The organism is Mycobacterium timonense, assembly GCF_025821985.1.
Taxonomy (GTDB): domain Bacteria; phylum Actinomycetota; class Actinomycetes; order Mycobacteriales; family Mycobacteriaceae; genus Mycobacterium; species Mycobacterium avium.
Map to the genome: position 1 here is coordinate 38723 of NZ_JACKSY010000025.1, position 19894 is coordinate 58616.

General features: G+C 63.9%; 19 protein-coding genes. 12 read left to right on the top strand and 7 right to left on the bottom strand.

Annotation, left to right across the window (positions count from 1 at the left end):
* The first annotated feature begins 313 nt into the window (after positions 1-313).
* Genes H7I87_RS08145 through H7I87_RS08155 form a run of 3 tightly spaced genes read left to right on the top strand, consistent with a single transcriptional unit; the run spans position 314 to position 3497 of the window.
* Positions 314-1303: a phosphoribosyltransferase family protein gene (locus H7I87_RS08145; RefSeq protein ID WP_083071554.1), complete on the top strand. Its 990-nt coding sequence runs from the start codon at positions 314-316 to the stop codon at positions 1301-1303.
* Positions 1300-2826, top strand: coding sequence for a nicotinate phosphoribosyltransferase (locus H7I87_RS08150; RefSeq protein ID WP_023900972.1), 1527 nt, complete (start codon positions 1300-1302; stop codon positions 2824-2826). The genes H7I87_RS08145 and H7I87_RS08150 overlap by 4 nt, the downstream gene beginning before the upstream one ends.
* Positions 2826-3497: an NUDIX domain-containing protein gene (locus tag H7I87_RS08155; protein ID WP_023900971.1), complete on the top strand. Its 672-nt coding sequence runs from the start codon at positions 2826-2828 to the stop codon at positions 3495-3497. Before H7I87_RS08150 ends, H7I87_RS08155 begins: the two co-directional genes overlap by 1 nt.
* A gap of 213 nt (positions 3498-3710) precedes the next feature.
* On the opposite strand, the gene H7I87_RS08160 is transcribed toward H7I87_RS08155, so the two are convergent.
* A complete protein-coding gene (locus tag H7I87_RS08160) occupies positions 3711-4223 on the bottom strand; it encodes a helix-turn-helix transcriptional regulator (protein WP_083071556.1) in 513 nt (170 codons plus the stop codon).
* Positions 4224-6741: 2518 nt separating this feature from the next.
* On the opposite strand from H7I87_RS08160, the gene H7I87_RS08165 reads away from it, so the two are divergent.
* Positions 6742-7590 (top strand): hypothetical protein, encoded by an 849-nt coding sequence (locus H7I87_RS08165; protein WP_139800144.1) that lies wholly within the window; start codon positions 6742-6744, stop codon positions 7588-7590.
* Between the two features lie 536 nt (positions 7591-8126).
* On the opposite strand, the gene H7I87_RS08170 is transcribed toward H7I87_RS08165, so the two are convergent.
* The 3 genes from H7I87_RS08170 to H7I87_RS08180 all read right to left on the bottom strand — a co-directional run bounded on the left by H7I87_RS08170 (position 8127) and on the right by H7I87_RS08180 (position 10956).
* The gene (locus H7I87_RS08170; RefSeq protein WP_083071558.1) at positions 8127-8843 is read right to left on the bottom strand and encodes a hypothetical protein; all 717 of its coding nucleotides are present in this window, start codon (positions 8841-8843) and stop codon (positions 8127-8129) included.
* Entirely contained in the window at positions 8840-9781 is a 942-nt protein-coding gene (locus H7I87_RS08175) for a ParA family protein (protein ID WP_023901013.1), read from the bottom strand. Before H7I87_RS08175 ends, H7I87_RS08170 begins: the two co-directional genes overlap by 4 nt.
* Positions 9782-10398: 617 nt before the next feature.
* Entirely contained in the window at positions 10399-10956 is a 558-nt protein-coding gene (locus H7I87_RS08180) for a hypothetical protein (protein WP_083071559.1), read from the bottom strand.
* Between the two features lie 169 nt (positions 10957-11125).
* On the opposite strand from H7I87_RS08180, the gene H7I87_RS08185 reads away from it, so the two are divergent.
* From H7I87_RS08185 to H7I87_RS08195, 3 genes are all read left to right on the top strand, one after another.
* A complete protein-coding gene (locus tag H7I87_RS08185) occupies positions 11126-11473 on the top strand; it encodes a hypothetical protein (protein ID WP_083071560.1) in 348 nt (115 codons plus the stop codon).
* A 336-nt stretch (positions 11474-11809) separates the two neighbouring features.
* A complete protein-coding gene (locus H7I87_RS08190) occupies positions 11810-11938 on the top strand; it encodes a hypothetical protein (protein WP_264002635.1) in 129 nt (42 codons plus the stop codon).
* Positions 11939-12372: 434 nt separating this feature from the next.
* Entirely contained in the window at positions 12373-12753 is a 381-nt protein-coding gene (locus tag H7I87_RS08195) for a hypothetical protein (RefSeq protein WP_244179135.1), read from the top strand.
* Between the two features lie 1385 nt (positions 12754-14138).
* Here the strand turns inward: H7I87_RS08195 and H7I87_RS08200 are convergent.
* Entirely contained in the window at positions 14139-14315 is a 177-nt protein-coding gene (locus H7I87_RS08200; protein WP_023901002.1) for a hypothetical protein, read from the bottom strand.
* Between the two features lie 102 nt (positions 14316-14417).
* Positions 14418-15041, bottom strand: coding sequence for a hypothetical protein (locus H7I87_RS08205; protein ID WP_244179136.1), 624 nt, complete (start codon positions 15039-15041; stop codon positions 14418-14420).
* A 375-nt stretch (positions 15042-15416) separates the two neighbouring features.
* Between H7I87_RS08205 and H7I87_RS08210 the strand changes: the two genes are divergently transcribed.
* Positions 15417-16229, top strand: a complete 813-nt coding sequence (locus H7I87_RS08210; protein WP_244179137.1) for a hypothetical protein — start codon at positions 15417-15419, stop codon at positions 16227-16229.
* Complete coding sequence (locus tag H7I87_RS08215; protein ID WP_244179138.1) at positions 16226-16699, top strand: hypothetical protein; 474 nt, start codon at positions 16226-16228, stop codon at positions 16697-16699. The genes H7I87_RS08210 and H7I87_RS08215 overlap by 4 nt, the downstream gene beginning before the upstream one ends.
* 314 nt (positions 16700-17013) lie before the next feature.
* Here the strand turns inward: H7I87_RS08215 and H7I87_RS08220 are convergent, their stop codons facing one another.
* Complete coding sequence (locus tag H7I87_RS08220) at positions 17014-17205, bottom strand: hypothetical protein (protein WP_023901053.1); 192 nt, start codon at positions 17203-17205, stop codon at positions 17014-17016.
* A gap of 149 nt (positions 17206-17354) precedes the next feature.
* On the opposite strand from H7I87_RS08220, the gene H7I87_RS08225 reads away from it, so the two are divergent.
* The 3 genes from H7I87_RS08225 to H7I87_RS08235 all read left to right on the top strand — a co-directional run bounded on the left by H7I87_RS08225 (position 17355) and on the right by H7I87_RS08235 (position 19157).
* A complete protein-coding gene (locus H7I87_RS08225) occupies positions 17355-18122 on the top strand; it encodes a hypothetical protein (protein WP_139800145.1) in 768 nt (255 codons plus the stop codon).
* Positions 18119-18502 carry a nuclear transport factor 2 family protein gene (locus H7I87_RS08230; protein ID WP_244179140.1) on the top strand — a complete coding sequence of 128 codons (384 nt, stop codon included), beginning with the start codon at positions 18119-18121 and terminating at the stop codon, positions 18500-18502. Before H7I87_RS08225 ends, H7I87_RS08230 begins: the two co-directional genes overlap by 4 nt.
* 361 nt (positions 18503-18863) lie before the next feature.
* Positions 18864-19157 (top strand): hypothetical protein, encoded by a 294-nt coding sequence (locus tag H7I87_RS08235; protein ID WP_083071561.1) that lies wholly within the window; start codon positions 18864-18866, stop codon positions 19155-19157.
* Positions 19158-19894: the final 737 nt, after the last annotated feature.

Below are 19894 nucleotides of genomic sequence, written 5' to 3' on the forward strand. Positions count from 1 at the left end.
CGCCGCGGCGGCTGTCACGAATGCCGCGCATTCGCTGAAATCCTTGCGCTCCGTCCGGGCCCTTGAGTCGGCTGTTCGCATCGACACCGTATGGGCCCATTTGTCGAATCGCCGATGCCACGTTCGTTTTTGGCACCAGTTCTTGCGGTATGGGACATCAGCGCGCCGCCGGCGCCGCCGGCGACAACTTCCGGCACGGCCGCGATGGTGCATGTCGGTCATGTTCGGCTGGTTCTGACTGCTGTATGCGTCGCGAGGCACGCCCGCCCCGTAATTAATGTTGATTTGCGAGAAATTATGTTACGGTGGCCGCATGAGCGATGGTCGATACCAGTTCCGCGTATACACCAGCGACGACGCGCCTGTTGACCAGGCATTTGAGGTGTTCTCCTACCCGATGGGCGACATCACCGTGCGCCGAATCCCAGACACTGAGCCCGTTTCGGGGTCCGTGCACGTGCTGCAGGTCCACCGCAGCGCTGTGGACTGGACCCTGGTCGCGCAGTGGGCGGCTCTGGTTGAGGATTTGTTTCCGGGTCAGCCCCGGGTGCTGGCGCTTCCTTACTTGCCCAGCGCCCGAGGCGATAAGGATGTGCCTAGCCCGGCGGTTGTCAACGCAACGCTGGCGGCCGGCACCGGCATTACCGACATCGTGACAGTCGATCCCCACAGCCCGGTGTGGCTGGCGGCAATGCGGGCCGCCAACCCGGCCATTCGCCAGCACGTCCTGCCGCTGGCCGACATCGTTGCGGCGGCATTGAGGAGGGACGGTGACCGGGTGGCGCACCTGGGCGTCATCAGCCCCGATAAGGGAGCGGTCACGCGGGCCGCCGAGGTGGCCTCACTACTCGGTGTACCGGTGTACGTGGCCAGCAAGAACCGCGATCCCAAGACGGGACGACTGACCCATTACTCGCTCGAGGCCGATCTGGCGCCAGGCAACTATCTGGTGGTCGACGACATCTGCGATGGCGGCGGCACGTTCGCGCTGCTGACCGGCGCCGTCCCCGACGGGGTAGTCCTCGACTTATGGGTCACCCACGGCGGGTTCACCAAGCCGAACTTCTCCGCCGACGCCCGCGCGCCCTACCGCCGCATCTACACCACCGATTCACTGACCACTGCGGTGGCAGCCGCCCAGGAAGACAGCCAGATCCAGGTGAGGGCCCTGCAGCCGTGGATCACCGACATACTGGCCAGCCTTGGTGCCGAGCAGGCCGCGGCGCCCGCCACCGCGGGAGAAAACCGATGCCCACCCCAACCCGCCGACCCGCACACAGATCTCGAAGGAATCCCCACATGAACGACGTCGTCAATCGCGTTGTCGACACCCTGCTGGCCACCGACGCCTACAAGCTCGATCACCGCCGGCAATACCCGCAGGGCACCGAGGTGGTGTTCTCCAACCTCACCGCCCGCGGCACCCGCATCCCCGGCGTGGAGGTGACCGTGTTCTTCGGGCTGCAAGCGTTGCTCACCCAGATCACCGAGCGCTGGGACGAATTCTTCAGCCTCGATGACGCCGCTTTGGATACGGTGCTGGTCGAGTACGACCGCATCGTCACGGAACTGTTGGGCGCCAACGACGTCGGCACCGAGCACTTCCGCGTGCTGCACGGCATTGGGTATCTTCCCTTGCGCATCAAGGCATTCCGCGAAGGCGCCCTGGTCCCGTTGCGGGTGCCGTACTTCACCGTCGAGAACACCGATCCGCGGGTGTTCTGGCTGACCAACTATTTGGAAACCGAGCTGTCCGCCGAGTTGTGGCAGCCGATTACCAGCGCCACCCTGGCCTGGCGCAACCGCATGCTGCTCGACGAACGCGCCCAGGAGTCCGGAGACCCCGCCGCCGTCGACTACCAAGGCCACGACTTCTCCTGCCGCGGGATGGCGGGCATGCAGGCGGCTGCCGCCAGCAGCGCCGGTCACCTGCTCAGCTTCCGCGGCACCGACACCTTGTCCGCGATCCGCTACATCAACCGCTACTACCCGGGCGAGAACGGAATCGTCGCGGGATCGTGCCCCGCCACCGAGCACAGCGTCATGTGCGCCGGCGGCCGCGACGCGGAGTTCGCCACGTTTGAGCGACTGTTGGACCTTTACCCGACCGGAATCCTGGCCATCGTCTCCGACACCTACGACCTGTGGCAGGTTTGCACCGATTTCCTGCCCCGTCTCAGGAGCAAGATCCTGGCGCGCGACGGCAAACTCGTCATCCGGCCGGACAGCGGCGATCCCGAGCTGATTCTGTGCGGGGACCCGAACGCGCCAGAGGGCAGCCCGGCGCGCCGGGGTGTGGTGAACCTGCTGGCCGATGAGTTCGGCACCATCGTCAACGACAAGGGCTATCGGGATCTCGACCCGCACGTGGGTGCGATCTATGGCGACTCGATCACCTACGAGCGCGCCGACGCGATCACCGCGAACCTGATGCGTCAGGGATTCGCTTCCACCGCAGTCGTATTCGGGTACGGCAGCTACACCTATCAGTACCAGACCCGCGACACGTTCAAGATGGCGATGAAAGCGACCTGGGTGCAGATCAACGGCCAAGGCCGCGACATCCAAAAGGATCCCGTCACCGACGACGGGACCAAAAAGTCGGCCACTGGTCGGTTGGCTGTGCGCCGCATGATGGACAGCCGCCCCTACCTGATCGAGAACTCCAATCCCGAGCAAGAAGCCACTCAGGCGCTGCAACTCACTTATGAAGACGGAAAACTCCTGCGGCAGCAGTCCTTTGCCGATGTCCGCGACGAACTCGGCTATGAGACAGGGCTGTACCTGCGCCGCACCCGCCGGGCAGTCGCCGAGAAGGATGCATGATGACCTCGCTACGGGAAACCAACCTCACCTATCAGGACGGCGAGCACTCCATCCACGGCACCTGGCTGTCGGTGGACGTCGTCGCGTTGACCCGCGACGTCGACGAGGTCCGGGTCGCGCTCATCACCCGCGCCGGCCAGCCACACCGCGGGGCAACGACCCTCCCAGGCGGCCTGCTGGCCGCCTGGGACCAAGAGACCGTCGAGCAAGCCGCGCGGCGCGTCGTCCGGGAAAAGGCCGGTACCGAGGCGTGCAGCGGTGTGGCCATCCTCGATGTGGTCAGCGACCCCGGCCGCGACGAACGCGGACACACCGTGTCCATCGTCGTCGGTGTCCGCATCCCCGCCGGCACCCCAGGCGCCGTGCGCGTAGCCGATGTTCCCGACGACATGCCCTTCGGGCACTCCAAGATGGTGCGCACCGCCCTGGCCAAAATCAACACCGCGCTCTTCACGGACCCCGCACTGACCTACGCCCTACTTGGCGACGCCACCACTATCACCGAGGTCATGGCGCTCACCCGAGCCTGTGACCCCCACGCCAGTGAAAGCACCATCGGATCCCGCCTGCGCCGCTGCGGCATGTACCAAACAGATCCCGACCACAGCCGCAAACGCGAAACCGGAGCCGGCAGACCAGCTTTGATCTTCACCAAAGCCAACACCGCATAACTGGTTACTTGCCGGATGTTCCCTCGCATTCGTACGATCATCCTGCCCGGCGAACGGCACCATGAGGAACATACAGATAACGTGAGCGGGGACTCGGCCGGACGGCGGAGAAGGAATCAGCGAACGGGCGTTGCCCCGAGAACGGGCACCACTGGCGCACGTCGAAGCAAGCGCGGCGACGGTTCGCCGCGTCGGAAGGGATTGGTTGCCCGGTTAGGCGCCGATGAGCTGGCGAGTTGCCGACGGGGTGATGGGCAGCAGCTCGTAGGGGCGTGCGACGGGGCGTCGACGGTTCGTCTGAGACCGTCGAATGGCCTTTGCTAGACGCTCCTCATCGAGGTTGAGGTGCTGTTTGAGTTTGTCGCGTACTTGCACTGGGATGGAGCTGCGGCCGGCTTCCATTCGACCCAGGTGTACGGGGCTGGTTCCGATGAGAGGTGCCAGCTGGGCGAGGCTGTAGCCAGCCAAGACGCGGTAGTAGGCGAGGTTGCGCGCGGTTTCGGTGACGACGTAAAGCTCGCTGGGTTCTACACCGAGGACTTCGGCGAGGCGTGCGATGAACTTGGGGGAAGGCGCGGCCTCACCCTTTGCCCAGCGGGTGACGGTGCCCTGGTTAACGTTTACCGCGGCCGCGAGCGACCGGTTACTCAGGCCTTGCTTTTTGGCGAGGTCCGACATTTTGCGGTACTTGAAGACCCCGGGCATGGCTGCCGGCGTGGAACGCATGAGTGCGTCTCCCTTCCCTGACCCGACGATCTCGGCGATTGCCCTTGAACTATAACCGGCTCAATGTTCCCGCGGCAGGAACCGCGGCGGCACAACACGCCGACCCGATGTAAATTCACTGCTGTCACAGCAGTAAAAACGCTGGTCAACAGCATCAGATTTGGCTCAGATAAGGGGCCCGACGAGCGGCGTTGCATAGGCAAACATTGCCTGTGATGGTAAATCGTGGCACGATCTGCGTTCATCAGACGCCTGGCAGCGTCGAGTCAACTGAATACAACACCCAGAAAACCAAAAACCGGTTGGTAGCTGGCACTACCAACCGGTGGGCCTCCCCGAAGGGAAGCGGATGTCTTGGCGACACCGCCATTTTAGCGTGCGACCAGCACGTTTGGCAAACCTTGCACGCGACGAAAGTGCGTCTGCGGGGTCACGGGATCGTCACGACCCCAGCTTCGCCACACTCCCCCACGGCCTGACATCGCCGCGGTTGGCCGAAGCCGACTACCGGGTGCGCCGCCGTCAATGGATCGTCACGGTCGGCTCAGTACCCGCCACCATCCCCATGTGGGCCTCTCGCAATTCCTGGACCTGCGACGTCGCCGCCTGGGCCGCCAGCTCGACAGGGCAACGCACCCTACGCCGAGCCCATCTCACTCAGCGCTTGTTCACTCGGGTGAGCGCCGCCCTCGCCCGCTTCGCCGACGGGACCAGCGGACGCCACTGCGCCGTGACCAACTCACGCGTCGCCCTGACGGCTGGCTGCAGCGCGCGCAGCGTCACCACCGTGCGCGCCGTCCTGGCGGAAGCCGCCTTCGCAGTCGAGGTGCGCCGCGGCACGGGATCCGCAACCACACCCGTCCACCAGCGCCGACCCTCGGTATGGCACCTCACGTCGCGGCGCACGCCTGTGGATAGGCCGGCTTTTTGCGACCTACCCCGTTCCCGGAGGGAAGCGGGGTCTGTTCCCCTGGGTTCAACACAACCAGGCGAGGCGCTACGCGCCGCGCCCGGAGATTCATCCAACCCAAAACGGCGACGGTCAGGACGCCACTCGCCGGCGTCTCCACGGCCGCTTCATACGCAGCGCCTCGCCGGATGGCTGGCATCCACCGCCGCCGGCCTTGGAGCACGCAGTGGCCATCACGTGGTGGGTCAACTCTGTGACGCTCTGCAGACAAGCCACCTCGAGCTCGACGCCTGGACCGGCCCGCAGCTCGTGAGCGCACTCAACGACGACATGAAGCGCCGCGGGATCACCTGGCCAGACGAGATCACCCACCCGGGCGCATTCCTGGCTCACCGGCTGCGCCACTTGCCAGCACGACCGCCCACGTCGGCCGATAAAGCTTCGATGGGCGTCCACGGTGTACCCGAAGAGATCACACCCATTCCCCCGACGCGCCCCTCTGGATGTCCTTCACAGGCGCGTGTCGACGCTCAGCGCAGCATCCGCGAGACCCTCGCGCGCAAACGGCGCGCCTCATCACACCACTGAACGCGTGATCTGCGCAGGTCACTGGCATTCGCAGACCACCAAATCACGTCCAAGGGTTCACTCAAGAGGGTAGGCGGCCCGCGGACTCGCGCCTCCTCCAGAGAAAAACTTGGCTCTCAGAGGCCCGTAGAGCGCCTAAAAGGGCTTGGGGCATGTAATCCCCCCGGCGTAGGGCAAGGATCCCGCCAGCGTGGCGAACAGGGGGCCGCAAGCTCGTCTCAAATCCCAGCCAGCTAACGATGCATCAAGGAATCGCTGCAGCTCAGAGTAGATAACAACCTCTTGGCAGCATACCGAGATTGTGCGCAAATTATGCGGATAGTTCGTGGGCGACCACCTGATATTTCATAGTGCTCGTGCCGCAACTGTGCGCCGACCCGGCGTGCGCCGGCGTGTGATTGTCATATGCGCTGCGAGGCCGATTGACCGCCGATTGACCGCCGATTGTCGATGATGACATCGTCACGATCCACATTGAAGTCACGCCGCTAATCACGACAATTCCTCGTCAGCGTGGCATATTCCACGTGTGAGGCCTATGACGGCCCCCTATGGCCCCTGCATTGCTCCTTCGTAGTTCTCACGCCGACATAACGTGAGTGCTGTGCTCGATCAGCGTAAGAACGATGCCAATGCATTGCTGGGATGTGATTGATGCATCGTGCTGAGCATCTCAGCGTCATGCATCGCAAACATCGCATTTTCGTGACCACTGCAGCAGCCGCACATACGCGAAACGTTGGTCGATCATCATCCGTGCGTGAAGGTAGCATCCGGCGCCCATTGACGCTGCGTGACCGCAACATATGACGTACGCGCTCAAATCATTCCCAGCACGATGCATCCACGTGGGTGGAATGGCGCTAAATCATTGATGGAATGTGACACTCATATGACCTAACCGTGAGCGATGCTGTCACTCTGGTCACGATGTTTGTGAATGCATTGTGAACGCCTATTCCCCCAGGTTGTGACGTTGCCGCAGCCAACAAGCCGCCCCGATACAGGCATGATAGGCCCATGCCTGCAACGCTACATCTGAACCTCAATGCGATACGTGACATCGCTTGGGACATTGCCAACGTGGCGGGGACCATCGCCGTCTATAGCTTTCGCCTACGCATCCCGCTCAATGCACCGGCAACAGACACGACCAGTCTCCAACTCTGCCGCCGACTCAACGACTCGGCTCTTCACCTGGCGTACGTCGCCGAGCAGGCTGCTGATGAGCTGGCGCGCGCGATGGAAGCAGTCCTGGCCTACGCATACAACGGCGCCACGCTGGCGCGGCGAACCGAACTCGCATTGATAGGACTGGCGGTCGACGCTCCCACACCGTTGATCGGTGTCAGCACCGAGCGCACTTCGCGCACTGTCGCAACGTCCGCAATGCCCGCGCTCCCCCAGGACGACGATGGCATCCTCAGCGAGGCTGTCCTGCTGTCCGGAGGACTCGACGCGATCGCGCACCAGCCAGTTGAGACCGCGCAGTTACGCGCGGCGTCCGCAACACTCCACGACTGCGCGCGCAGGCTCCGCGCATCCGTGAGTAGCGGTGACCGGCCTGCTGCCACGTTCGATCATTTCGGTGGCTGGGTAGACAGCGACTTCGCCTCGGGGCTAGACAGGCTCGATCGTGCAATAACTAGCTGGTCTGTCACCTATGCCAAAGCGCGCGATGAGGTACAGGGCCCAGCGAACATTTACCGAAGATGGCTCGTCGCAGCGGCCGCAAGCGCTGACCAAGATCGCTCAGAGGTAGGCGCCGCAGCCGTGCGGGCGTGCGCGGCTCTGCACGAATACTCCGCGACGCCGATCGGCGCGGTCGCCTGCGCAGCCCCACCGCGGGTCGGTCACCCGTTGCCGTGAAGCACCTACGTCAGCTCGTGGCCTTTGTGTGTAACCGGCCGGGAAGCTACATCTGGGATGCGCGGTGGTGCTCCGGCGGAGGTGAATCGGCGATCCGCGCAGCCTCGGCCGACCGGCGGCCAATTGCCATTTTTGGGTCAGGTCGGCATTGGGGGTGTGCGGGGAAGCGAGGGCGTTGCTCTCTTAGTGCGCGGCGCCCGCGCGGCCGCCGCGCGACCGGCGAAGTGTCGGATTACCGAGAGGATGACCCGTCCTCCCACGGAACGGTTCGTGCATAAAGTTGTTGCGCGCGCTTGTCTCGCCACATTCGAGCGCATTCACCAATCCCGGGTCGTTGTGCCTGTACACCCGAGGTGCGGTGTCGGTTAAGACAGCACCTTGTCCGGCCGCGGGCGCGACGAGGCAGCGCACCTCGACCAAGCGCGCGGCGTGCCCGCAACAGGGGGTTCGCCGACCGTTGGATGCCCGGGGTCTGCGCATGCCACCATTGACCTTATCGTCACGGTGACGTTAGGGCTTGTGCAAGCCGTGTGAGCTCAGATCAGTGCGAACTCGTACCGCAATGCCTGCTCGACCAAGGCGCTGCGCGTCCCAGCGCCCCACTCCTCGACAAGTGCGTCAAGACGACGACTGTTGAGCGCGTTCACACCGGACAGGACAACTGTCCGAGGCGCTACTGCATGGCGCCGCCGGCGCGGCACGGCACTCGAGGACGGCCGCACAAATAGACCGCCCTCCCCCACCGTGTCTTCGGCAGCTTCCCAAGTGCTCACCAGTCGCTGCGCATGCTTCTCGATGGCGTCCAACACGATGGCACCCATCGGCCGTGCGAGACCGCGCCGGCTCTTCTTTTCGGCGATCTGAAGCTGATACAGCGCGTCGTAGACTTCGGCCGATAGCAGGACTTCCGGGGGGCGGTAACGGGTTTGGGTCTCCCCCGCCGCCGAAACAGTGCCACCGCGCCGCTGAGGGCCGGCTTCACGGCCTGCCCCGGCGTTGACGGCCGCCGGTCTGGACTGGGCCCGCGGCTGTTGGCCCGGCGTGGGCTCGGCGTCGCGGACAGACTGGCCGGGCTGAGCGTGAGTGGACTCGGTAAGGGTTTTCCGCTCCACAGTTAGCTCGGTGGGTGACGGTACCAGCGACGGTGCAAATTGCGCGGGCTGTCCTGCAGCCTTCGGTAACAGCTCGTCGAGGTCCTCGTCGAGGGCATTGGGGTCGAAGACGGCTCGGCGTTTTGTGCGCGGGGGTGTCATCCGACGCGCTCCTCTGCAGTCGTGGACGACGCCATGGATTCGAAGCGCGCTAGGCGCTTGACGATTTGACGGACGAGCTCCTGGTAGTCGGCCGCGAGTCCAGTCGGGTCGCTGGTCCACAGCGTGCGGTCAGGTGACTGCTTGTCTTTCAGGCGTGAGAGTCGCAGGCGGCGGTCATCGTTGGCTAATGCGACGAGCTCGCCCGCAGTTTTGTGGTGGGTTCGCATGTCGACAGCCGCGGCCGGCGCAGAACGGATGGTGATATCAAATGGTGTCGTGCCGCTACCCTCGAGCATCTCGTTGATTTGGTCGAAGACGTCTTGATTGCGTTTGGTAGCGCGGGGATTGACGTCGAAGAGCAGGACCCCGAGCAGCTGGATGAGTGCGCCGTTATTTCTGGCGCGCCAAAACCGCCGAGCAAGTCGCTCGACGCCGCCGATGCTTGCCTGATCGTCGCGGGTGGGGATCAATAGGTAATTGGCGACCGATAGGTAGGTGTCGAGTAATGGCACGTCGCCGGGCCCCGAATCGATCACGACAACGTCGTAAGCCTCTGCGGCGCAGAGCGCTTCGAGTTGAGTCTGCAGGTGCTCGGTCATGTTGATGCCGTTCTCGGCCATCAGGTGCGCGCTGGCGCCCACCACCGCGAGCTGCGGTCCACCCGCGATGAGATCCAGGTTCGTACGCACATCGCGGATAGGCACCAGCGGGGCGCCGAACTGCAGTGTTTGGGCCAGGGAGCGACCCTGGTCGCCGTCGACACCGAGGTCCTCCACAGTGAGATTGGCCTGCTGGTCTCCGTCGACCACGAGCACCCGATAGCCGCGCCGGCCGCCGGCGGCAATCATCTCGGCGATCGCCGCGACCGTGGTCGACTTCCCGACTCCGCCTTTCTGGTTGGCCACAAGGATGGCCCTGGCTGGTCCGTTCATCGTCATGCGCGGCAACCTACCGACGACACGCGCGGTTATCCGCCAGACACACAGGCGTGATTCCGAACCGTTACTCACCTCACTACCCGGCCGTGGCCTGGGCCGCCCGCGCTGACGGTCGCCTGGGTGGTCGTACGCGCTGGACTTCGCGCGTGGGTGCCTACCGGAGCTCGGATGTGTTTGCATCCGGATGTACCGGCGCGTGCACGGTCGGATCTTGTCCGTTTCGGAGGCCGTGGGCCGCAGTGGACGTCTGGTCGTGCGAGCGGGTGTTATGCCGCACGTTCGCACGCGGGCAAGTTTGGACGGCAACTCATGCGGCTTACCGGACGTGTAATACCCGCAAATATCCCGGAACGTCAGTCGGTGGTACGGGCGTGCCGACGTACGTCAATTGCGCCTCTGTTGCACCACTATTAGTACGGGTAAAGGCCGGGCGCAGCGGCGTTGTACAGCCGCAGCTTGCCCGTCAAACACACCGACGATAAGGCGTTGATAACCCGTGATCTTGTCCGTCAATCGCCCGTATATCGCAGGTCAGACCGCACTCGGGCTGGCGCGACCTGGTGGTGTGTTGTGCAGGGAGGCGATCGTCTCTACTCGGCAGGGGGCGAGCACGATCGTTACGAGGTATTGACCTCGGAAACATCGCCGACCGTGGGTGGCTGCAGATGCGTGGACAACGCCAGGTCGTAGCCACGCAGCATCGTCTGCAGATGCTTGAGCGTCTCGACGCGTTTCTCATCCGCCTCGGCGATCGCGCGCGACCGCACGGCGTTGGCTTCGGCTTCGGCTATCAAGGCTTGCATGACGGCGTCGGCTGATGCCCTCACCGTGGCGAGTGTGTCGATCAGATCCGCGACGCCGCCTGCCGCTGGTGGTGATCCAGGGTGGGAGCTGGCAACCAGGGGTGTGGCGTGGCTGCGATCCGCCGCCGCAGGCGCCGGTTTGTCAAAGTTGCCGTATTTGCGGCGCAGGAACTGCTCGGCGGCGGCGCGGTTGGACCGCTTGTTTGATTTGGTCCCGAGTTCGGGAAACACGTCGAACTCGAGGGCGCCGGATCGCCACCAACTGCGCACCGTATTGGCAGTGGCTCGGCCGCGTGACAATGCGGCGATGTCGTCGGCCGACATCCACTCGTCCGGCGCGACATCCTCGGACGCGCCACCGTGCGTCACCATGCATCTAAATGTAGTGGCGACTCGGGGCGTCAGTGGATAGTTCGACACATATTGACGTATTGCAGTGCAAATACACGTGTCGTGGTGCATTTTGCGCTACGCTCAACCTGCGCGGACGTCCGCAGGTATGGATCTTGTGCCCACCCGTGCCACGTAGGAAGGAGTCGCAGTGACGGCAGAGCTTGACCTCCCGCTTGAGGTAGTCATTGCGGCGACGCCGGCGAGGAAGAGCCGGCGGGGGACCGAGACCCGCCAGCGGACCGAGCGCTATACGCTGCGCCTCTTGCCTAGTGAGCAGCAGGTCGCTGAAGCCCTCGCCGGCGAGTTTGAGAAGTCCAGCGTGCAGGCGCTGCTGCTGGACGCGCTGCAGCCGTTGATGACGCCGGAGGCGCTCGCGCTGCTGGCGGCGGATCCACAGGCACTGCAAGATCTTGCGGAGCAGCGGGGGCTGACCAAGGCGCAGGCGCTGATCCTGCGTGCCTTAGAGGGGGCCTCGACGTCGGCAAAGGCGTCATAGGGCTATCGGGGCCGCGCGCTCTTTCAATCTGATTGCGCGGACGTCCGCGTGTCGTGCGCGGGCGTCCGCGCATCCGCGTGCGACCATCCTTTCTGGGTACACATCCAAGACCTTGGGAGGTTGCCATGAACCCACGCCATCGTTGCGTGGTGCGCGCAACAACGAGCTAGGCCGGCGCGCACAACGCAGACTGCCGCTTCGCGGTAACCCTTTCTCGCGCAACCCTTTCCAGCAGACCTGGGGCACCGGCGTTCAGTTTAAAGACGGGCACACGTCCGACCGTTGCCTCGGGATCCTAAATCGGCGCCGGCAATAGCTGGGGGATGTTGCTATCGAATGACAAATCGCGCTAAATGCTGCGCGCACACCGGCGGGCCCGAGCCGATGCCTGCCAAGACCGCACGCGCCACGATCGGATCGCCGCGCGACGGAAACCCGATGGTCAAGCGGTACTACATGGACTGAGAGGACTTCGTAAACCGGTGACAAGGCGAATGGGCGGTACGGGTGAGTTCATCCAGGGAATCATCACAAGCGCACCGCCTTCTCCATCGAGTAGCCATCCGGAGGTCCCACGGTGTCTATCTGGCGCGGGAAATCTGATGACCCCCGCAGTACCCATCCGGCTTGTTGCCGCCGCTCCTGAAGGTCCAGATCTCACTCCAGCGGGTCACCCGTCCGGCGATCTGCAAAGTTGTCCAATGGCGGGAAGTATTTCGGCGCTGGGGAAAAGTAGGCTCAAAGCTCCAGCTGGTTTCTCAGCTGGGGGCCGACGCACATGTTATGAAATGCGTCGGCGTGTTGAATCAGATTGTTCCTTTCGAGTTGAGAAGGTGATCCTCATGGGTCGTCCACACAAGGGAGAACGGGCCCTCCTACAAACGCGCCCCTGGCTCGAAGTGACCGCGTTGGTCCAAGACCGGCAGAAGAGCGCTGGTGTCTCGTCGCTCAGTCAGTACATCGCCGACGTCTTGGCGATCCACGTCGGCCGCCCGCATCTCGCAGTTGAGGTCGGCAACCATCCGCAGCTGCCGCTGGCCGACGACGACACCGGTGAAAGCCGCACCGGTCCACCCACCCGTGGCCCTCTACTGCAGACCCGTCCACTCCTTGAGGTGTGGCAGGAGGTTCACCGGATGCAGCGCGAGGCCGGGGTGAAGTCGGCGGCCCTGTACGTCGCCGATGCCCTAGCCCTCCATGTGGGCCGGCCGGACCTAGTAGTTGAGCTTGGCCGCAACCGCGAACTCCCGCTGGGGGAGGAGTTGCCCCTGGCCATGTGAACATAAGCGGCCCCGCCAGAACGTCCCTTTTCGAGGGCATTCGTGACCTCACAGAGATACCCGGGCGGGAACGGGCTGCGACCCCGACATCTGAATAGCGGGTGAGGTCTACAGGCTTCAAGAAACCACGAAGCCCCCGGCGTTAGGCACCGAGGGCTTCGTCTGAAGTTTTCGAACCGAGTTGGCATCTCGGTTCGGTGGGCTTTCGCCCCAATCCCCGAAGGGACTTGTCTTGGCTGACAGGTGCCACGGTAGCGCACACCCTTCTTCAGGGCTACAGGACGCGCTATTTCGTGATGCAAATCTTGACTATGCGCGGGTCCGGCACCCGCGGACGGTGCGTGCGCATCGACGCCGCGCACGACGGCGCTGGATTGTTGAATCCGGTCAATCGCCAGCCTCGCTGCCGATGTGGACCAGCCGCGACGGCTGGCTGCAGCAACTCGAGCGATGGCTCGGCACCGACCCAGGCATGGCTGCGTGCGCTGAAGCGCATCTGCGCGCGACGCTGCTGCTGCGGGTCGCCCAGGTGCTAGCGATGCACGCCGATCATCGCACCGGCCGCCACTGTGCGGTTACCAACGCGGCAGCCGCCGCCGCGGCGGGCTGCTCACCACGCACAGTGACAACGGCGCGTCGGCTGCTCTCTGAAGCCGGCCTCGCGGTCGAAATCCGCCGCGGCACTGGTTCGGCCAAGGCGCCGACCGATCAACGCCGACCCTCCATCTGGCACCTGGTGAGCCGCAGCGAGTCTGTGGATAAACACGCCGTTTGCGACCTACCGCCATCCCGAAGGGATAGGCGGGTAACTCACCCTGGTAAGAACTCACCAAGCGGACGCACGCGTCCGCCACGGGGATCTCGATCTCACAAACAACCATCACGCACCCCACGTCCGCTGCGCACACAAAAACTCGCCGCCGAGCTCATCGCCGCCAGCGTCGGGCTCGCTCACGTCCACCCCGGCCACATCTGCGACGCGCTGACTCGCTCGGGCCTGGATCTCAACACCTGGTCTGCACGCCAGATCATCACTGCCCTCAACGCCGACATGCGCGATCGCGGCTGGTCCTGGCCAACCCACATCGAAAGACCAGGGGCTTTCCTGGCCTACCGGCTTCGCCGACTGCCTCAGCACCCGCCAGCGGCGGCGCCCACACCCGCCACGCACTCCGCGCGCACGGACCACGAGCATCCCGTCCCGGCCAGCGCCGCAGTTCGCGCCGCAGCGAAGGCCTACTTTCAGACGCATCGGAGCACAACCCCGAAAAGCGTAAAGCGGTATACACACCAGCCGGCCTGGCGTGCGCGTCACCGTCCCCCACGATGAGTAAAAGTGACCGCCGGATGGAGCTCAGGTCTTGGCCCCGGCGCAGCGAGCAGCGCTATTGGTCGTCGGAGATGACAAATAGCGCCCGGATGATCCGCGCGACGCTCTTGCCGAGGTCGCTGATGCCCTCGGTGGATCCGGTTTTAGCGACGATGAACGCGGCGGTCGCGTAGAAGCCAACGATGGCCACCGCCGCGGTGATGGTGAATAGCACGACGTGCAGCTCGGTCATGATGAGCCCTCCAGGGCAAGTGCCCCGGGCCGGAGGCACTGACCACGCGTGCCCGCTAGAAGTCAGATGTGGTCCACCTCTTCTGGTTCGAGCTGGGCGCTGTTACAGGGGCATGGCCGATGATCTGCGGGCTCGTGGCGCTTCTGGAGGGGTCGATCCCAGGGAGGCGAAGTCGCTGCGAAGCGCGTCACAGCGCGCGAGAACGCCGTGGATTCGGTGTGGTGGCCGCGTGGGTGGAAGAGAGATCACCGCTACTGAGGTGCGGAGTTCGTCAGCCGCCAGCCCCAGAATCGGGATTATCGTCCGTCCCAGGTCACCGTCGGCACCGCGGATCTCGACGGCCAGCTCGTCAATCCACTCACGTTCGTCATCGGCAAGGGTGTGAGCGGCCGCCTCGGCCAGCAGATCGGCGATCATGCCTCGCAACGTCGGCTCGTGTTCCTCGAGCCAGTGGTCCTCGGCGGTACGGCGCCGTTCGGCGTCTCGTGCGGCTGCGCGCGCCGCGCGGGTCAGCTTCTCGTTGGGCCGGTCGTAGCGCAGGAGGGCTTCGAGGCGGTCGATCCGGTCACGGACACCCTGTTTGCCGATGCCAAGTTGGGCGCCCAGCTGATCCAGGAACAGTCCGCGGCGCCGGCCCTCGACAAGGAAGTGCAGTTCGGTGCGGCGGTCTTCCCACCACAGCCAGTTGTTGAGCGTCAGCGCATCGCAGACGTCGGCCTGCAGCACCCACCGAGGTATGTCTTGCCCGCTGAATCGGCGCAGGTAGCGCAGTACTTCGCGCGGGTCAGAGTCGGGCGCGTCTGGAAGGCGATCGCGGTGTACATCGTCAACCTTCGCGCGTCGACGCGAGATCCTGGAAATGGCAGCAGCCAGCTCCGCGCGGTGAACTTTCGGGCGAACCCCCACCCCGTCAGTATTTCACTGATTTTTGTGTCATTCGCTCCGCGCGAAGGACCACGGCGGATCCCGGCAGCTTCCGAAGGGACGCCCGGACTGCGGCGCTAGCCAAACACACCACAAAAATGTAAAGTGGTATACATACCAGCCGACCGGGCGTGCTCGCCAGGTCACCCAATTCCCCAGGGGGAAAGCATGATCGCCATGAGCCTGCCGACCGTCGAGACCCATGAGTGGGAGATCCCGTCCTACAAGCTCGACGCCTTCAAGGCGAAGATCTCACAGGCCAACAAGCGGTTGGCACAGTCGGGTCTCGACGCCCGCTTCGAGATTTCCTACGCGGACTTCGAGGTCAAGAAGAACGTCGCGCACGTCGACCACTCGGTGATCAGCAACCACGCCCCGGTCTACGTCTACGAGCCCTGGGTGCGCGCGACGCTTACCGGCCCGCTGACCCTTCGGCACGGTCATTTCACCTTCGTGGCCCGCCTAGTGCCTGAGGAAGCCGGCATCACCGTGCATTCCGCGCCCGGCCAGGAACTCAGCGGGTACAGCCCCCGCGGGGACAATGCCTGCGATCACTGCCAGGTCGAGCGCAGCCGCACTCGGCTATACCTGGTACGCGACGACCGCGATGGGTCCATTATCCAGCTCGGCCATTCCTGCATTGAGCTCTACACCGGTGTCAGCCCAAAGGGATTGTGGGCGTTGACCTTTGACGAGGAGCTGGCGTGCTTCGCCCGCGATGACCTGGGCGGTGGGTTCGGTCCGCGGCATTATGGAGCCCCGGTCGACGTCGTCTTGGCCTACGCATTCGCGCACTCCGATAAGGGCGCGCCTACGTCCCGTCCGGCATGTATTCCCAGACCTCCACTGTCAGCAAGGTTCGCACCAGCCTGTTCGTCGACATCAATAAACTCCACGACGCCGATCGGGAGTACTACCGCGCCAAGGCCGCCGAGGCGGCCGGCCATCTCGCCGACACCGATCTGCTCGCCGCGATCAAATCCTCGGTGACCGAGACCGCCGCAGACAGCGACTACGGCCGCAACCTGCGCGTGCTGCTGGCAGGGGAGAGCGTCAGCGGGAAAAACGTTGGGATCCTCGGGTCTCTGGTTAAGGTGTACGCCCGCCAACAGCAAATCGAGGCCGAGCGCAATGCCCACCCCGTCGTCGCTGGCTTCCTCGGCGACGTCGGCGCGCGCATTAAGGACATCACCGCCACCGCCAAGACCGTTGTGTACCAAGACGGCGACTGGGGCACCACCACCTTCCTGGTCGCGATCGCCGACGACGGACACACCATCGTGTGGAAGGCCCACAAGGCGCTCGACATCGAGGTCGGCCAACGCTTCACCATGGCCGCGGCCACGGTCAAGGCCCACGAGACCTACAAACACATCGACCAGACAGTGATCACCCGGCCCAGCAAGTTCATGGTCATCGACGCAGCAGACGACGAGACACCACAACGGAAGGACGTGTGAGCGCGACCGAGCCTGAACGTTCGTGCGGCCAATGTTGTCCGGGCACCGACGAACCCGACGGCACCACCTGATTGGGGACACCGTGGCAATCAGCAGCTACCCGAACGTGATCAACGTGTGGGCCTTGGCTTTGCAGGGTCCCCCGCGCGTCCCAACGAATCGCCTCGCCCAACTTGTCAACACGAAAACTGTTGAATAACAACGATACTCAACCACGCTGCCCCGGCCAAAGAAGCCACGAAGGGATGCATTCGCGAGGGTTGTAACCAGGATTGCTTGCTTGACGGTTTATCGCCGCAAAGCGGCAAAGCGAATCAGGCGATGCGTAGGAGCAAGCGTTGGTGGGCGGCGTCGGCGGTGGGGCTTGCTTCCTGGATCAACTGGCGCAGCTGTGCGCGGGCCACCGGATCGAACGGATCGTCATGCAACTCGTCGCAGGCGATCTTGAGTGCGCGGGTGTAATTGCGGACCAAGACCAGATCTGGGTCGTGATCGGTGTTCGCCATAACGACTCCTCGAAGGGATGCAAAGGCCGGACACATCAAACGATGCCCGGCGCCAAGGTCACCGCGCGATAGCTGCGGGGGATCGTTTGGTGCACACATCGTCTAGCTCGGTCTCGTTGAGTCTCGTTTCGTTGGGTACGATTCGGCTTGTGGTGATCGCCCTGAAAGCCCTTTTAGAGGAGCGGCACCTGCACGCCTACTCAGAGTTTGTTGCTGAATACAATAGGCGCGCAAGAGAACTCGGAGTGGCACGCCAGGCAGCCCCGCCGACCAAGGCCCAGTACTACCGCTGGCTTGGCGGCGAAATCCAGCATCTCCCGCGTGGCTACCATTGCGCCGTGCTGGAGCGGATGTTCCCCGGGTGGACGGCCAAAGAATTGTTCGGATCTCAGCACACGCCGCGCGGCGGCGATGTGATGACCGGGGTGCGTCCAGGCGTCGACGCCGCCGAGTTAGCTGGGCTGTGGGTGACCAGTTACGTCGTCGATGATTGCCACCATGTCGATCTGTCTGTGGTGAGCGCAACCAAAGATGGGGTGTCGGTGAAAAATTACCCACCCAGCCCGCGTCTGGAGGGCCACGAGCGCGGGTATGCCAACGATATTGACGCCGGCGTGTTCGGCCGCCATGTGATCGGGCGGTGGCGCAACGTCAACGACCGCTACTTCTACGGGGCGCTGCACCTGGCCGTGCTGCCCGGAGAGATGACCATGGATGGCTTCTACACCGCGGTACTGACCGACACCGAGGTTGGCGATGGGCGATGGACGTGGGCACGGGTCGACACCGGATCTGCCGCCCGCGTTGATCTGACCGCGGTAACGCTCGCCGACCCGCAGGAAGTGTCGACATTGCTGAGCGCCCGCACCAGGTTCGATGGGCCAGTAGCGCTGGCCGACGTCACGGAGCGTCGGTGAGCGCGCCGCTCGAGCGCGTCCGCGCCATGATCGACGTGTATTTGCGGGCCTGGATGACCCAGGACCCCGACCTGATCGTCACGATCTTCACCCCAGAGGCGACTTATCACGAGCGGGTTCTGGGTGAGCCGATCCGCGGCCACGACGGCATCCGCCGCTACTGGGAGACCAAAGTCGTCGCCGAACAAGCCAACATCGAGGCCAGCCTGCTCAACCTGTACCTGGATGCCGGCGGCTCGACAGCGATTGCGGAATGGGAAGCCCGATTCGACGACAAGGTCAAAGGTCACCGCAAGCTGATGCGCGAAGTCGCCATCCTCGACCTCGTCGACAACAAGATCGCCAGCCTGCGCGAATACTGGGCCTCCCAACCAATCTGACCTGCCGAGGTCAGCCGATTGGTTGTGATCGCGAATTCCAGCAGCATTCTTTAGCGAGCGCCGCCGAGCACTGAGGTGGTGTGAAGGGGGCCGGCCGTGCCCTTGGGAGCAGGTGTTCCACAGGCAGGGAGCGGCGTACGGATTGACGGTGGCCCTGGAACCTAACGTCGGACCGACCCCTCAGGTATCACGGTCAGTAGCTGTCTTGGTAAACGATCCGGCAGGATTGGAAGACGCGCCATGGCTTGCCTGCTGACCGGGCCCTTCTCTCTGCGTGAGGAGCTTTGAGAGGAGTACTCGATTCAAAAATAACCTGTGGCGGAAAGTTTTGATATGCATTAGATCCCGTACAGTTTGAGGCATGTCGTTCACTGTGAAACTGTTCGATGGCCAATTGCTGCCGTACCCGGACTCGGCCAGCTACACGTTCGAGTCGCGCGGGGTGTTGGCTGTCCGTGAGCGTTGCAAGGGTGAGCGGTCTAAGTTCACCTACTGCTATTTCGCTCCGCTGCGTTGGGTTGAGGTCATCGCGCACGACGCTATTCACCAGCCAGGCCTGTACCGCGATCGGGACAAATGGCTCGGCGGGATCGGCATTACCACTTTGGTCGCCTATCGAGAGCAGGACGATCCCGAGTTCGCCCCTGACGCTTAACTTGGTGGAGACCCACGGGGGCGGCGCCGCGGCGCACGGGTGGGTATCGAGGTCCCACCGGGTGCGGTCGCCGGGCCGAGCTCCTAGTCGAACCAGGCGGGTCGGCGCTGGCCACCGGCGCCGCTCTGGTCTACCCGTAAACGGTCGGCAAGCTCCGCGTCGTCCGGCTGGTTCGGACGCAGAGCGGCTGCCTCTCAGGTATCGCGGTCAGCCTCTGCGTTGGCAACGAAGGCGGGCCAGGCGCGCGCATGGGCGTGGTAGCCCGGTTTCCGGGCGGTAAAGGGGCCAGGTGCGCCGCAGGCGCATCGCGTTTTGAGAATGAATAGTCTTGTCGCACAGTCTGATACCTATCTCCATAGGGTGTAGCCAGGTCGGTAAGATGAGATGGCAAGGCTAGCAACGACCTCGAGTCGCGGCCGCCGGCCGGGAGACGATGACCACCAACCACGGTCGAGGCGAAGCCGAGGCAAAGTAGCCGAAAAGAACTGCAATACAGTACAATTGAAGTATGACCCAATGGCGAAGCCATTACCACCTACGGATACGAAAACCGTTGCACCCCAATGGATAATTGAGTGGCGGCGATGGCCGCAGGCCATCCAACCCAACGGGGAAACACGAAAACCATTGCTTAACAACAATACTCAACCAACCACATAAGGCGCCGCCAGGCGGCCGGTATCCCCTCGCCCGCCGTAGGCGGGCTCCTTCCACCCGGCGAAGCCGGGGGGGGGGGG

Coding starts and splice junctions, on each gene's coding strand:
- H7I87_RS08235 (WP_083071561.1), top strand. CDS start 18,864: ATGTCGTTCACTGTGAAACTGTTCGATGGCCAATTGCTGCCGTACCCG.
- H7I87_RS08155 (WP_023900971.1), top strand. CDS start 2,826: ATGACCTCGCTACGGGAAACCAACCTCACCTATCAGGACGGCGAGCAC.
- H7I87_RS08145 (WP_083071554.1), top strand. CDS start 314: ATGAGCGATGGTCGATACCAGTTCCGCGTATACACCAGCGACGACGCG.
- H7I87_RS08160 (WP_083071556.1), bottom strand. CDS start 4,223: ATGCGTTCCACGCCGGCAGCCATGCCCGGGGTCTTCAAGTACCGCAAA.
- H7I87_RS08175 (WP_023901013.1), bottom strand. CDS start 9,781: ATGACGATGAACGGACCAGCCAGGGCCATCCTTGTGGCCAACCAGAAA.
- H7I87_RS08170 (WP_083071558.1), bottom strand. CDS start 8,843: ATGACACCCCCGCGCACAAAACGCCGAGCCGTCTTCGACCCCAATGCC.
- H7I87_RS08220 (WP_023901053.1), bottom strand. CDS start 17,205: ATGGCGAACACCGATCACGACCCAGATCTGGTCTTGGTCCGCAATTAC.
- H7I87_RS08165 (WP_139800144.1), top strand. CDS start 6,742: ATGCCTGCAACGCTACATCTGAACCTCAATGCGATACGTGACATCGCT.
- H7I87_RS08150 (WP_023900972.1), top strand. CDS start 1,300: ATGAACGACGTCGTCAATCGCGTTGTCGACACCCTGCTGGCCACCGAC.
- H7I87_RS08200 (WP_023901002.1), bottom strand. CDS start 14,315: ATGACCGAGCTGCACGTCGTGCTATTCACCATCACCGCGGCGGTGGCC.
- H7I87_RS08180 (WP_083071559.1), bottom strand. CDS start 10,956: ATGGTGACGCACGGTGGCGCGTCCGAGGATGTCGCGCCGGACGAGTGG.
- H7I87_RS08190 (WP_264002635.1), top strand. CDS start 11,810: ATGACAAATCGCGCTAAATGCTGCGCGCACACCGGCGGGCCCGAGCCG.
- H7I87_RS08210 (WP_244179137.1), top strand. CDS start 15,417: ATGAGCCTGCCGACCGTCGAGACCCATGAGTGGGAGATCCCGTCCTAC.